The organism is Ruegeria sp. BHSB172, assembly GCF_059613165.1.
The window spans coordinates 1-12,362 of sequence record NZ_JBXWRZ010000036.1 but is presented as its reverse complement, the minus strand read 5'-3'; the positions used below and the strand labels follow the sequence as shown (position 1 = coordinate 12,362).

Below are 12,362 nucleotides of genomic sequence, written 5' to 3'. Positions count from 1 at the left end.
TCATTAGCTCCGGGTGTTTTTCTTGTTCATGGATTTGACATCCAGAACTTCGGGGGCCTGGGCTTCGTGCGGGTGCTCGGCACCGGCATAGATGCGCAGGTTGGTCATCTGCTTGCGCGACAGACGGTTGCCCGGCAGCATGCGCTTGACGGCCTGGTAGACCACGCGCTCGGGGTGCGCGCCTTCCAGGATCTGCTGCTTGGTGCGCGACTTGATGCCACCCGGATGGCCGGTGTGCCAGTAGAAGTGCTCGTCGCGCTTCTTGCCGGTCATCTGGACCTTGTCGGCGTTGATGACGATGACGTTGTCGCCCATGTCCATGTTCGGGGTGAACGACGGCTTGTGCTTGCCACGCAGGCGCATGGCGACGATCGAGGCAAGACGGCCCAGAACAACGCCCTCGGCGTCGATCAGGATCCACTTCTTGTCGATGTCTGCAGGAGTTGCAGAGAAGGTTTTCATGTCAGGACAATCCTGTTTGATGTGAAAGACCGCCCCTGCCGAGGCGGCCCGAATTCGATGAATGGGTATCTAGACGCAAGGAAACTTCAGGTCAAGCGCAACCAAAGTGTTTTAAGCGCTTGTTTTCAATGACTTGCAAAATAGGTATTTATTTACCCCACAAAGTCAGACGCTGATTTGCTCGGGTGGATTGTCCAGCAGGATACGCAGGCGCAACATTGCTTCTTCGAATTTCCGCAGGGAGACGTGTCCGTTCATCGCGATGCGCACAGCGTTGGGTGCGCGCCCGTCCCGCAGGGCGAATTCATCGGCGGATCGAATCTGAATCCCCTCACGCTCGGCCGCGCGACTGAAAGCAGCGGCGCGCCAGCCTGACGGCAGGTGCAGCCACACAAAGGGAATTTCCGGATCCCAACTCAAATCGAACCCGCCCAGAGCATTCACCGCCACACGCACATACTCCCCCATCTTCACCCGCACATCCCGCGCCAGTCGACGGGCCGCGGGATCGGTCAGCAGCAGACGGGTCAGTTCGGCCAAAGGCTGGGCAAGGCCGAAATAGCCGTATTCGGCCGACCGACGTAGATCACTGCCGCGGTCACGCGGAGCGATGGCAAAACCCACACGCAGGGCCGGTGTCAGGGTCTTGGAAATGGACGAGACATGCCAGCCGCGATCGGGCGCCAGCGCCCGATAGCTGGGCGCACGCGCCTCGCCCATGCGATAGCAATCGTCCTCGATGATCTGCAGGTCGTGCCGTCGGGCGATCTCGACCACTTCCTGACGCCGCTCCAGTGGCGTGTGGCTGCCGGTCGGGTTCTGCACCTCGGGCGAGACGCAGATCGCCTGCGCCGGAGTCTGGCGCAGTACATGATCCAGCGCTTCGGGGTCGATGCCCCACTTGTCCATCTTTACCCCGACGACCTCGGCCCGCATCAACTCACCGGCGCGGCGGAACCCGGCATAGGACAGGTCCTCGACCAGAACCACGGGTTTCGGCCCGCGCAATAGGGTCTGGAACACAACGCACAACCCGCTTTGGCCACCATGGGTCAGCACGACGTCGTCGGCGTTCAAAGCGCCAAGCGGCAGGTCGGAAAGCCAGTCGACCACCGCCTGCCGCACGCCCTGATAAGCCTCGCGGGTGGGATAGTTCATGAACAAGGCCGGATCGCTCTGCGCCACGCGGGCAAGGCAGGACCGGATCAGGGCCACCTGCCCCACATCCGGCAGACGGGGGCTGAATAGGCTTACACTCTTTTCGTATTTGTCATCGCGCAAATGCAACTGCCGCGACCATACGTCATCCAGCAGAGGCGTCTTCGGCGGCGCCACGAATGTACCACGTCCGACCTCGGCGCTCAGCAACCCCTCGTCGGTCAGGATTGAATAGGCTCGCGCCACCGTACCAGGTGTGATCTTCAGCCGATAGGCCAGGTCGCGTACCGGCGGCAGTTTCGCTCCAACCTTTAGCGTATTGTTTTCTATGGCCCTTCGGATTGTGTCCGCCACAAGAGTATATTTGGGTCCCTTGGATTCAGGCAACGCCTGCGGCCAAATTGTATCCATTACAATTCTTCCTTTGCCTTCATCACAATCCCGAGCGTACCACGACAATGTACCGAGCATTTAAGTTTTGTGTCAATACAATTTTGGAAGGATACCCAGATGACACGCGCAATGCACACCTCCGCCCTTCTGCTGCTGAACGACAGCCCGCGGCTGCCGTTGGTCGCCGCATTGGCCGTACGGTTTGCGGCGACTGTCACCAAATGGGAACGTCGGCGCCGCAGCCGCATCAATCTGGGCAAGCTGGATGATCGCCTGCTGCGCGATGTCGGGCTGAACCGCTTCGAGGCGGACCGCGAAAGCCGACGCCATTTCTGGATCGAATAAAGCATCCCCAGTCCCGTTCGCGGGACCTCTTCCTGGGCCGGGGGTCAGTCCCCGGCCTTTTTCATCCAAACGCCGCCGCGGCCGAGCCTTCGGGGGGCAGCGAATAGGTCATGCTGGCCCGGGCGCAGGGGGCATCGGCCCCGTCCGAATACATCAGCACATCCCCCACGGCCAGCGACCGCCCCAGCTTGAGCAACCGGCACTGCGCGATCAGATCGGTGCCCCCTTCAGGCTTGCGCAGGAAATCCATCGAACTGTTGGTGGTCACCGCCAGCGATTGCCGGCCCTTTCGCGCCAAAACCATCGAATAGACGCACACATCGGCCAGGGCGAACATCGAGGGCCCGGACACGGTGCCGCCCGGGCGCAGGTGCCGGTCTTCGACAACCAGGCGCATGGTGATCGTGTCCTCGGTCAGGGCTTCGACCACGAAATCCCTGTGTACCTGCGGAAAGACCTGCGCCAGGTACTGCGACAGTTCTTCCTTGTTCATTGCCAATGACATGCTTCCCCTCCTCGATTTGCCGACCTAGAGTTGGCCCGACAGCCAGCGGGAGGGCAATATGGCAATTTTGGAACGTAGCGACACCGGGGCGATCGCCCATCTGAAACTGAACGCGCCCGAGCGGCTGAACGCCCTGAGCGACGAGATGCTGGCCGCGATGCAAACCGAACTGGACGCTCTGCGCGATGACCGGTCCATCCGCGCGGTGATCCTGTCGGGCGCAGGCAAGGCTTTCTGCGCCGGCCACGACCTGAAACAGATGACGGCGGGCCGTCAGGCCGAGGACGGCGGCAAGGCCTATTTCACCGACCTGTTCAACCGTTGCGCGCGGATGATGATGTCGATCCAGTCGCTGCCCCAGCCGGTGATCGCGCAGGTTCACGGGATCGCTACCGCAGCGGGATGCCAGTTGGTGGCGACCTGTGATCTGGCCATCGCGGCAGACAACACCCGGTTCGGTGTGAACGGCGTGAATATCGGCCTGTTCTGCTCGACGCCGATGGTCGCGCTCAGCCGCAACATCCCGCGCAAACAGGCCTTTGAAATGCTGACCTCCGGCGACTTCATCCCGGCCCAACGCGCAGCCGAGTTGGGCCTGATCAATCGCGCGGTCCCCGAAACCGAGTTACAACAGGAAACATGGGCCCTGGCCGAAAAGCTGGCCTCGAAACTGGGGGCTGCCGTCAAGATCGGCAAGCAGGCGTTCTATGAGCAGATCCAGATGCCGCTGGAACAGGCCTATGCCTATACCGGAGAGGTAATGGCTCAGAATATGATGCATCACGACACCGAGGAAGGAATTTCCGCCTTCATCGAAAAACGACCGCCCAATTGGACGCAATGACGCAAAGGTGATGAACAAAATTCTCGAATGTTCGCATTTTTTCACTTTCCAAAAGGGCAACTCTGTGGCAATGCTGAGACAGAGCTCAGGCTCTGACATTCTTTTGGGTCGCCGTGGGCGGAAGGTCCCTCCAGCCGGTCTCTCTCACTGGCGCTAAGATTCCCGCAGCGGCGACCCCAAGATTTTTCCCCTTTTTCAATGGCTTGACGCAGCAGTGCGTGTGAGTGTGGCTGACCGTTGCGCAATCGGCCCGCGTGGCTTATGTGAACGCGCATGACACAGAAATTGCATATCGTGGGCGGCGGCATGGCCGGATCCGAGGCCGCATGGCAGGCCGCCGAGATGGGTGTGGACGTCGTGATTTACGAAATGCGCCCCGAAACTGGCACCTTTGCGCACCAGACCGGCAACCTGGCCGAGATGGTGTGTTCGAACTCGTTCCGGTCGGACGATGACGAGCAGAACGCCGTCGGCCTGCTACATTGGGAGATGCGCGCGGCCAACGGGCTGATCATGGCCAGCGCTGATGCCCACCGCCTGCCCGCCGGCGGTGCCTTGGCCGTCGACCGTGAGCCTTTTGCCGAGACCGTCACCGCGCGCCTGAAAGCGCACCCCCGGGTCAGCGTCAGCCTTGAAGAGGTGACAGAGCTGCCGGACCAAGGCCACTGGATCTTTGCCACCGGCCCTCTGACCTCACCCGCCCTGGGTCAGGCAATCCAGCGCGAGACCGGCGCCGAAGCGCTGGCCTTTTTCGACGCGATCGCCCCGATCGTCTATGCCGACACGATCGACATGAGCAAGGCGTGGATGCAGTCGCGCTATGACAAGGGCGAGACCGAGGAAGAACGAACCGCCTATCTGAACTGCCCGATGGACCGCGACCAGTACGAAGCTTTTATCGATGCGCTGCTGGCCGCCGACAAGACCGAGTTCCACGAAGGTGAGACCGCCGGCTATTTCGACGGCTGCCTGCCGATCGAGGTGATGGCCGAACGGGGCCGCGAGACCCTCCGCCATGGGCCGATGAAACCGGTGGGCCTGACCAATCCGCACCAGCCGGACGTCAAACCCTATGCGGTGGTACAACTGCGCCGCGACAACGCTTTGGGCACGCTGTTCAACATCGTGGGATTCCAGACCAAGATGAAATACGGCGCGCAGACCGAGGTGTTCCGGATGATTCCGGGGCTCGAGAATGCCAGCTTTGCCCGGCTGGGCGGCATCCACCGCAACACGTTCATCAACTCGCCCACCCTGCTGGACGCGCAGATGCGGCTCAAAACCAGGCCGAACATCCGGTTCGCCGGACAGATCACAGGGGTCGAAGGCTATGTCGAAAGCGCCGCGATGGGTCTGCTGGCCGGACGTCTGGCGGCTGCCGAGATCCTGGGCCACTCCCTGCCCCCGGTTCCGCAGGACAGCGCCATGGGCGCGCTGATCCATCACATCACCGGCGGGGCCGAGGCCAAGACCTTTCAGCCGATGAACGTCAACTTCGGCCTATTCCGGCCGGTCGACGGGTTGAAAGGTGGACGGCGTGGCCGCAAGGACCGCTACAAGGCCTATACCGACCGCGCCAAGGCCGCATGGCAGGCGTGGCTGGCCCAAGCCGACTGGACGCAGGACGCCGCGCCCGCCTAGACTGAGCGCATGAGCAAAAAATACCTCGACAAGACCTATGAGCTGAATTCGCCCCAGGAAACGCAGGCGCATTATCAGAAATGGGCCGCGTCCTACGAGGATGAAGTGGCCGAACACGGCTATGCCACTCCGGGCCGCGTGGCCGAGGCGCTGTGGGACAGGTTTCCGCACCCGCAGGAACCCGTACTGGATTACGGATGCGGCACGGGTCTGTCGGGCGTTGCGTTGCACAAGGCCGGATTTCGCGTGATCGACGGTATGGACCCGACCCCGCGCATGTTGGAGGGCGCCGAGGCCAAGGGCGTGTATCGCAGCCTGACCCCCTTCGAGATTACCGACCCCAGCCCCGTGCAAACCGGCGCTTATCGCGCCATCACGGCCATCGGTGTGATCGGCGCAGGCGCAGCGCCGCCCGAAACCTTCGACATGCTGATGAAGGCCTTGCCCAAAAGGGGCCTGCTGGCCTTTTCGTTCAACGATCACACTCTGCAGGACCCGGCCTATACCGTCCGCCTGAGCGAATGGCTGGACATCGGCGCCGCGCGGCTGCTGTTTCGCGAACACGGGCCACACCTTCCGGGTCTGGATTTGAAGTCCGACGTTTATATCGTTGAAAAACTGTGACATTCATCACCCGTTTCGCCCCATCTCCAACCGGCCCCCTGCATCTAGGGCACGCCTATTCCGCGCTGCTGGCCCATGACATGGCCCACGCCAGGGCCGGGACGTTTCTGCTGAGGATCGAGGACATCGACCAGAGCCGCGCCCGCCCCCATTGGGAGGCGCAACTGAAAGACGATCTGGCTTGGCTGGGCCTCAGCTGGCCCGAACCGGTCATGCGGCAATCGGATCGGCTGGACCTGTATCACCGCGCGTTGGACGCAATGTGGGCGCGCGGCCTGCTGTATCCCTGCACCTGCAACCGCCGCGACATCGCCGCGGCCGCCAGCGCGCCACAAGAAGGCCAGCCGATGTTGGGCCCGGACGGGATCGTCTATCCCGGAACATGCCGCGCACGCTGGAACCCCGATTCAGCGCGCCAGCCGCGACCGACCGACCTGCCCTTGCGCCTGAACATGGCCGAGGCCTTGAAACAGATCAACTCCGCTCTCCAACCATCTGCTAAAACGACTAATTCAGCGCTGGCATTCATCGAGCAAGGTCACGGTCCCGGCGGAGAGACCGGGGCCATCACCATCGAGGCTGATCAACTGCGCAGTGCCGTCGGTGACGTGGTTCTATCCCGACGCGGAATGGGCACCTCGTATCACCTGTCGGTGGTTCTGGACGATGCCGCGCAGCAGATCACCCATGTGGTGCGCGGGCAGGATCTGTTCGAGGCCACCTGCATCCACGTGGTGCTGCAACGTCTACTGGAATTGCCTACGCCTATCTATCACCACCACCGTCTGATTCGGGATGACACGGGCAAGCGGCTGGCCAAACGCGACGACGCCCGCGCAATCGCGAAATATCGCGAGGAAGGCGCCTCGCCGCAGGACATCCGCGCAATGGTCGGGTTGTGAGGCGCGGCTGTCAGGCCAACGGCACCATCAATTCGACCTCATCACCATCGCGGACCGCAGTGTAGAAGCAGCTGCGCCGATTGGTGTGACAGGCCGGGCCGGTCTGATCGACCAGAACCAGCAGGCAGTCGCGGTCGCAATCCACCCGCAGATCGACCAGCTTTTGCACATGGCCCGAGCTTTCGCCCTTGATCCAGAACGCTTGGCGCGAGCGAGACCAATAGGTCACGCGCCCGGTCTCCAGCGTCTTGCGCACGGCCTCGGCATTCATCCAGGCCATCATCAGCACCTCTCCGGTGTCGTGCTGCTGGGCGATGGCGGGGATCAGCCCCGTTTCGTTGAATTTCAGCGTTGACGGGTCAAATGAGACGGCGCGCGACATGGCAAAAACCTTTTGCATCCCAGAACATGGCCACTATGTATGGGGAACACGCAGCGAGGGGAACCCATGTCCGGCGAAACCGATCTGATCAAGCTTTATTCCGGCCGCATTCTTGAACTGGCCGCCGACATCCCGAATTTGCAGCGCCTGGAAAGCCCCGGTGCAACCGTCAAGAAACGCTCGCCCCTGTGCGGGTCGACCGTCACCGTGGACGTCAAAGTGAAGGATGGCCGGGTTTCCGAGTTCGGGCAGGATGTGAAAGCCTGCGCGCTTGGCCAGGCCGCGGCCTCGGTGGTCGGCGGTGCAGTGATCGGTGCGACGCGCGCTCAGATCGAGCAGGCGCGCGATCAACTCAAGGCCATGCTCAAACAGGACGGCCCTGCCCCTGACGCGCCTTTTGACGGGCTCGAGGTGCTGATGCCCGCGCGCGACTACAAGAACCGCCACGCCTCGATCATGCTGGCGTTGGACGCCACCGCCGAGGCCATGGCGCAGGCGGAACAGGCCAATTGCGCCTGAACATGGCATTTTCAGCACGTTGCATTTAACCTCCGGCCATATTTGCCGGAGATTTCAATGGAAAACCTGCTCGAACATTTCGTGACCCTGTGGGTCGTCATCGACCCGATCGGCACCATTCCGGTTTTCATCGCCGTAACCGCCGGCATCGATGTCGCCGCGCGCAGACGGACCGCCCTGCAGGCGGCCCTTGTCAGCGCGGGCGTTCTGCTGTTCTTCCTGGTGTTCGGCCAATTGTTGATCGAGGCGCTCGATATCGGCCTGAACTCGTTCCAGGTGGCTGGCGGAATCATCCTGTTTTTGTTCGCCCTGTCGATGATCTTTGGCGAGAGCAAACCCGAGGTCGACCAACGCGTGGCCGAGGAAGACCGGCAGGACCAGCTGCACCAGCACAACCCCGCAATCTTCCCGCTGGCGGTGCCGTCTCTGGCCTCGCCCGGAGCGATGCTGGCCATCGTCATCCTGACCGACAATCACCGCTACAGCCTGGTCGATCAGGGCATCACCGCGCTGATCATGCTGACGGTGCTGGCGGCCGCCTTTGTATTGATGCTGCTGGCCGAGCCGATCATCCGCCTGATCGGCCATTCCGGCGCTGCCATCATCAGCCGCGTGATGGGCATGATCCTCGCCTCGGTCGCGGCCAACTCGGTTCTGTCGGCGCTGCTGGAAATCATCAAGACGGGACAATTATAAAAAACCGCCGCTCCTTCCGGGCGAAAGGGCGGCGGCAGTCATGCGTGTCTCGTGTGGGGTCCGGGTTCCGCGCGGGGCCGAGGCACGGCCCCTTCAAGGGGTTTGGGACAGGCAGGTCACCCTTGACTGAGATGGGGATGACAGCGCGGTGCTATCGGCACGAGATCGCAGGCAGAAAGGGTCAGAACCCGACAGGCAGATGCAGCGCCACCATCAGCATCACGATCAAGGACGCCGCGCCGGCTGCATCTTGCAGCAGCGTGCTCTGCGAACGGCTGATTGCGGTCTTGATCTGGCTCAGCATGGCGTCTCCTCCGGTCTGGCTTTAATGCTTTGTTGACCTTTTGTTCTCATATTTCTCCGAGTCGGTAAAGAACTTTTAGAGAACATTTGTGAACTATTCGGGGACTGAGTCCCTAACCCACTGAAATCAAACGGATCGCTTGATCCTGTTTCATCAGCCACAGAAGAACGCGCGCCGCCTTGCCGCGCTCGGTGGTCAGCTTGGGGTCGGTGGCCAGCAACGCACGCGCATCCGTCTGGGCGATTTCCATCAATCCGGCCTGCCTCTCTAGGTCGGCGATCTGGAACCGGGGCAAACCGGACTGCGCCGTCCCGATCAGGTCGCCTGCTCCGCGCATTTCAAGATCGGTCTGCGCGATGCGGAATCCGTCCTCGGTTTCGCGCAGCACTTCCAGCCGCCTGCGACCGCCCTCGCTCAGCGGGGCTTGGTACATCAACAGGCAGGTCGAGGCCCCCTCGCCGCGCCCGACCCGCCCGCGCAGCTGGTGCAGTTGCGCCAGGCCAAAGATCTCGGCGCGTTCGATAACCATGATCGTGGCATTGGGCACGTTAACGCCGACCTCGATCACCGTCGTGGCCACCAGCACCTTAGTCTGCCCCGCCTGAAAGGCCGCCATGGCCGCGTCTTTCTCGGACGGAGGCATCTGGCCATGCACCAGCCCGACCACGCCTTCGCCCAATTGCGCCCGCAGATGTTTGAACCGCTCCTCGGCGGCGGTTAGATCCGAAACCTCGGATTCATCCACCAGAGGGCAGACCCAATAGCACTGCCGCCCCTCGCCGATCGCACGTCGCAGATGGTCCACAACCTCGTTCATGCGTTGCGTGCTGACGATAGCGGTCTTGACCGGTTTGCGCCCGGGCGGCTTTTCATCAAGCACCGACACGTCCATGTCGCCGTATTGCGCCAGCGCCAGGCTGCGGGGGATCGGCGTGGCGGTCATGACCAGAACATCGGCACCCCTGCCCTTTTCCGACAGTTCCATCCGCTGGCGCACCCCGAACCGATGTTGTTCATCCACGATGGCCAGCCGCAGATCCTTGAACGCGACATCGCTTTGGAACACCGCATGGGTTCCGACCAAAATCTGGATGTCCCCGGCCTGTAAGGCCGCCAGTTTCGCGCGCCGCTCGGCGCCCTTGTCGCGCCCGGTCAGGATCTCGAGCACCACACCGGCATCTTCGGCCAGCGGGCGCAGCCCTTCCAGGTGCTGACGGGCCAGAATCTCGGTCGGCGCCATCATCACACCCTGACCGCCGGCCTCGACGGCGATCAACAAGGCCATGAAGGCCACCAATGTCTTGCCCGCGCCAACATCGCCCTGAAGCAACCGGTTCATCCGCGCGTCCGAGGCCATGTCGGCCGCGATCTCGCGGATTGCGCGCTGTTGTGCCTGCGTCGGTTGATAGGGCAGTTTTTTCAGCACCTTCGACTGCAAAGCGCCGGTGCCGACGCTGACGATCCCGCGCGACTTGCGCTCACGCTGCCGCGCCAGGGCAAGGGTCAGTTGGTGGGCGAAAAGCTCATCATAGGCCAGACGCTCGCGTGCGGGTGCGAATGGGGCAACGTCATCGGCACCGCGTGGATTGTGGGCGTCGCGGATCGCTTCGGGCCATCCCGGCCATCCCCGGCGCTGAACCAAGGCCGGGTCCGCCCATTCTGCAAGATCCGGCACCCGGGCCAGCGCGCTTTGCGCCGCCTTGAAGGCGGTTTTCTGCGTCACCCCCTGGGTCAAGTGATAGATCGGCTCGAATTCCGGGATCGACCCGGCCTGATCGATCGGCACGACATGATCGGGGTGAACCATTTGGGCCGTACCGTCAAACAGTTCCAGCTTTCCCGAAATCACCCGCCCCGCCCCTTCCGGCAGGATTTTCTTCAGGTAGTCGCCGCGCGCATGAAAGAACACGAGTTGGAAATCACTCTGGCTGTCCTGCACAAACACCCGATAGGCGCCGCCCCGGTTGCGCGGCGGACGATGGGCGCCCACGGTCGCCTCAACGGTCAGGGTCGCCGGCAGGTCAACGCCGTGGATCGTGTCACGTCTGCGCCTGTCGATCACCGCATAAGGCAAGGCGAACAGCAGGTCGCGCGGCGTCTCGAGCCCCATCTGCCCCAACAGACGGGCCGTCTTGGGGCCGACGCCGTCCAGCGTCTCGAGTCCCGCAAACAGCGGGAAGAGCTGCTCGGGGCGCCCGCTCATGCGTCCCCGATCAGGTGCAGCCATTCGTCTTCATCCAGGACCTTGACTCCAAGTTCGGCCGCCTTTCTGGCCTTGGACCCGGCACCCGGACCCGCAACCACGATATCGGTTTTCTTGCTGACCGAGCCGGACACCTTGGCCCCCAATGCCTCGGCCCGGGCCTTGGCCTCGGCGCGGGTCATTTTCTCGAGCGTTCCGGTAAACACGATGGTCTTTCCCGCGACCGGGCTGTTGCTTGTATCGGGCCGGACCGCATCCAGCACGTTCAACTGCGCCACCAGGTCGTCAATGGTTTTCCGCTCGGCCTCTTGCGCGAATGTCGAAACCAGGGTGCGGGCCATTACCTCGCCCACGCCGTCGATACTTAGCAGTTCCTGCCATTCGGGGCCCTCAAAACCGGCGGCGGCAGTCATCGCTTTTTCAAACGCCTCCCACGAGCCATAGTGGTTGGCCAGCAGGTTCGACGCAGCCTCGCCCACATGGCGGATCCCCAGTGCAAACAGCAGCCGGGCCAGCGGAACGGTGCGCTTTTCGTCGATCGCGGCCCACAATTTGGCGACGCTCTGCCGGCCCCAGCCCTTGCGGTTGGCCAGTTTGTTCAAATTCTTCGCGTCGCGTTGCTGCAGCGTGAAGATGTCCACCGGAGTTTTCACGGGCAGATCAGGATCTTCATAGAACATCTCGATCTGCTTGGCACCCAAACCTTCGATGTCGAAAGCCTTGCGCGAAACGAAATGTTTCAGCTTTTCAACGGCCTGCGCCGGGCAGATGACCCCACCTGTGCAGCGGCGCACTGCGTCGCCCTCCTCTCGGATGGCATCGCTGCCGCATTCGGGGCACTTGGTCGGAAACTCGAAAGGCACGGCCCAGTCGGGGCGTTTGCTCAGATCGACGTCGGCGATCTTTGGAATCACGTCACCGGCACGATAGACCTGCACCCAGTCGCCGACGCGGATATCCTTGCCATCGCGGATCACGTTACTCTTGGCGTCACGCCCGGCGATATAGTCTTCGTTGTGCAGCGTGGCGTTCGATACAACCACGCCCCCCACGGTCACCGGGTGCAGGCGCGCAACCGGGCTGAGCGCGCCAGTTCGGCCGACCTGAATGTCGATTGCTTCGAGCCCGGTCCAGGCCGTTTCGGCCGGAAACTTGTGCGCGATCGCCCAACGCGGCGTTGTCGAGCGAAAGCCCAACCGCGCCTGCAGCGCCAGGTCGTTAACCTTGTAGACCACGCCATCGATGTCATGGCCCAGTGTCGCGCGCTGCTCTTCGATCGCCCGGTAGTGGGCCAGCATCTCATCAACCGAGCGGCACAGTTGCGTCAATTCGTTGGTGGCAAACCCCAAGGCGGCCAGCCGGGACAGGCCATCGACCTGGGTAC

Annotated in this window: 14 protein-coding genes; 7 read left to right on the top strand and 7 right to left on the bottom strand. The window is 62.5% G+C overall.

Translation table 11 applies throughout. The features are described from left to right. Positions 1-3: 3 nt before the first annotated feature. Both rplM and AC2FM3_RS14085 read right to left on the bottom strand, forming a co-directional pair. Positions 4-462: a 50S ribosomal protein L13 gene (rplM, locus tag AC2FM3_RS14090; protein WP_068344207.1), complete on the bottom strand. Its 459-nt coding sequence runs from the start codon at positions 460-462 to the stop codon at positions 4-6. Between the two features lie 165 nt (positions 463-627). Next, positions 628-2,031: an aminotransferase-like domain-containing protein gene (locus tag AC2FM3_RS14085; protein WP_496682915.1), complete on the bottom strand. Its 1,404-nt coding sequence runs from the start codon at positions 2,029-2,031 to the stop codon at positions 628-630. A 99-nt stretch (positions 2,032-2,130) separates the two neighbouring features. Between AC2FM3_RS14085 and AC2FM3_RS14080 the strand changes: the two genes are divergently transcribed. Next, complete coding sequence (locus AC2FM3_RS14080; RefSeq protein WP_496682912.1) at positions 2,131-2,358, top strand: DUF1127 domain-containing protein; 228 nt, start codon at positions 2,131-2,133, stop codon at positions 2,356-2,358. A gap of 61 nt (positions 2,359-2,419) precedes the next feature. Here AC2FM3_RS14080 and AC2FM3_RS14075 read toward each other — a convergent pair whose 3' ends face one another. Continuing rightward, complete coding sequence (locus AC2FM3_RS14075; RefSeq protein WP_496682909.1) at positions 2,420-2,863, bottom strand: PaaI family thioesterase; 444 nt, start codon at positions 2,861-2,863, stop codon at positions 2,420-2,422. Between the two features lie 58 nt (positions 2,864-2,921). On the opposite strand from AC2FM3_RS14075, the gene AC2FM3_RS14070 reads away from it, so the two are divergent. From AC2FM3_RS14070 to gluQRS, 4 genes are all read left to right on the top strand, one after another. Further along, positions 2,922-3,707 (top strand): enoyl-CoA hydratase, encoded by a 786-nt coding sequence (locus tag AC2FM3_RS14070; protein WP_496682907.1) that lies wholly within the window; start codon positions 2,922-2,924, stop codon positions 3,705-3,707. A 273-nt stretch (positions 3,708-3,980) separates the two neighbouring features. After that, positions 3,981-5,348, top strand: coding sequence for a methylenetetrahydrofolate--tRNA-(uracil(54)-C(5))-methyltransferase (FADH(2)-oxidizing) TrmFO (gene trmFO, locus AC2FM3_RS14065; RefSeq protein ID WP_496682905.1), 1,368 nt, complete (start codon positions 3,981-3,983; stop codon positions 5,346-5,348). 9 nt (positions 5,349-5,357) lie between these two features. After that, on the top strand, positions 5,358-5,972 hold the full coding sequence (locus tag AC2FM3_RS14060) for a class I SAM-dependent DNA methyltransferase (RefSeq protein WP_496682902.1): 615 nt from the start codon (positions 5,358-5,360) through the stop codon (positions 5,970-5,972). Continuing rightward, a complete protein-coding gene (gluQRS, locus tag AC2FM3_RS14055; protein WP_496682899.1) occupies positions 5,969-6,874 on the top strand; it encodes a tRNA glutamyl-Q(34) synthetase GluQRS in 906 nt (301 codons plus the stop codon). The genes AC2FM3_RS14060 and gluQRS overlap by 4 nt, the downstream gene beginning before the upstream one ends. A 10-nt stretch (positions 6,875-6,884) precedes the next feature. Here gluQRS and hisI read toward each other — a convergent pair whose 3' ends face one another. Then, on the bottom strand, positions 6,885-7,274 hold the full coding sequence (gene hisI / locus AC2FM3_RS14050; protein ID WP_496682896.1) for a phosphoribosyl-AMP cyclohydrolase: 390 nt from the start codon (positions 7,272-7,274) through the stop codon (positions 6,885-6,887). 48 nt (positions 7,275-7,322) lie between these two features. On the opposite strand from hisI, the gene AC2FM3_RS14045 reads away from it, so the two are divergent. Next, positions 7,323-7,775, top strand: coding sequence for an iron-sulfur cluster assembly scaffold protein (locus AC2FM3_RS14045; protein ID WP_496682894.1), 453 nt, complete (start codon positions 7,323-7,325; stop codon positions 7,773-7,775). A 57-nt stretch (positions 7,776-7,832) separates the two neighbouring features. Further along, complete coding sequence (locus AC2FM3_RS14040; protein ID WP_496682892.1) at positions 7,833-8,471, top strand: MarC family protein; 639 nt, start codon at positions 7,833-7,835, stop codon at positions 8,469-8,471. Positions 8,472-8,652: 181 nt separating this feature from the next. Here AC2FM3_RS14040 and AC2FM3_RS14035 read toward each other — a convergent pair whose 3' ends face one another. The 3 genes from AC2FM3_RS14035 to ligA form a co-directional block, all read right to left on the bottom strand. Continuing rightward, positions 8,653-8,775: a hypothetical protein gene (locus AC2FM3_RS14035; RefSeq protein ID WP_262504552.1), complete on the bottom strand. Its 123-nt coding sequence runs from the start codon at positions 8,773-8,775 to the stop codon at positions 8,653-8,655. Positions 8,776-8,887: 112 nt separating this feature from the next. Next, a complete protein-coding gene (gene recG / locus AC2FM3_RS14030) occupies positions 8,888-10,978 on the bottom strand; it encodes an ATP-dependent DNA helicase RecG (RefSeq protein ID WP_496682965.1) in 2,091 nt (696 codons plus the stop codon). Further along, positions 10,975-12,362: NAD-dependent DNA ligase LigA (gene ligA, locus AC2FM3_RS14025; protein ID WP_496682889.1), on the bottom strand; the 1,388-nt coding region annotated here is incomplete at its 5' end. The genes ligA and recG, both read right to left, overlap by 4 nt.

Excerpts from the sequence above, each read along its gene's own strand:
- recG (WP_496682965.1), bottom strand. The coding sequence starts at position 10,978 with ATGAGCGGGCGCCCCGAGCAGCTCTTCCCGCTGTTTGCGGGACTCGAG.
- AC2FM3_RS14080 (WP_496682912.1), top strand. The coding sequence starts at position 2,131 with ATGACACGCGCAATGCACACCTCCGCCCTTCTGCTGCTGAACGACAGC.
- hisI (WP_496682896.1), bottom strand. The coding sequence starts at position 7,274 with ATGCAAAAGGTTTTTGCCATGTCGCGCGCCGTCTCATTTGACCCGTCA.
- AC2FM3_RS14070 (WP_496682907.1), top strand. The coding sequence starts at position 2,922 with ATGGCAATTTTGGAACGTAGCGACACCGGGGCGATCGCCCATCTGAAA.
- trmFO (WP_496682905.1), top strand. The coding sequence starts at position 3,981 with ATGACACAGAAATTGCATATCGTGGGCGGCGGCATGGCCGGATCCGAG.
- rplM (WP_068344207.1), bottom strand. The coding sequence starts at position 462 with ATGAAAACCTTCTCTGCAACTCCTGCAGACATCGACAAGAAGTGGATC.
- AC2FM3_RS14085 (WP_496682915.1), bottom strand. The coding sequence starts at position 2,031 with ATGGATACAATTTGGCCGCAGGCGTTGCCTGAATCCAAGGGACCCAAA.
- AC2FM3_RS14040 (WP_496682892.1), top strand. The coding sequence starts at position 7,833 with ATGGAAAACCTGCTCGAACATTTCGTGACCCTGTGGGTCGTCATCGAC.
- AC2FM3_RS14060 (WP_496682902.1), top strand. The coding sequence starts at position 5,358 with ATGAGCAAAAAATACCTCGACAAGACCTATGAGCTGAATTCGCCCCAG.
- AC2FM3_RS14045 (WP_496682894.1), top strand. The coding sequence starts at position 7,323 with ATGTCCGGCGAAACCGATCTGATCAAGCTTTATTCCGGCCGCATTCTT.
- AC2FM3_RS14035 (WP_262504552.1), bottom strand. The coding sequence starts at position 8,775 with ATGCTGAGCCAGATCAAGACCGCAATCAGCCGTTCGCAGAGCACGCTG.
- AC2FM3_RS14075 (WP_496682909.1), bottom strand. The coding sequence starts at position 2,863 with ATGTCATTGGCAATGAACAAGGAAGAACTGTCGCAGTACCTGGCGCAG.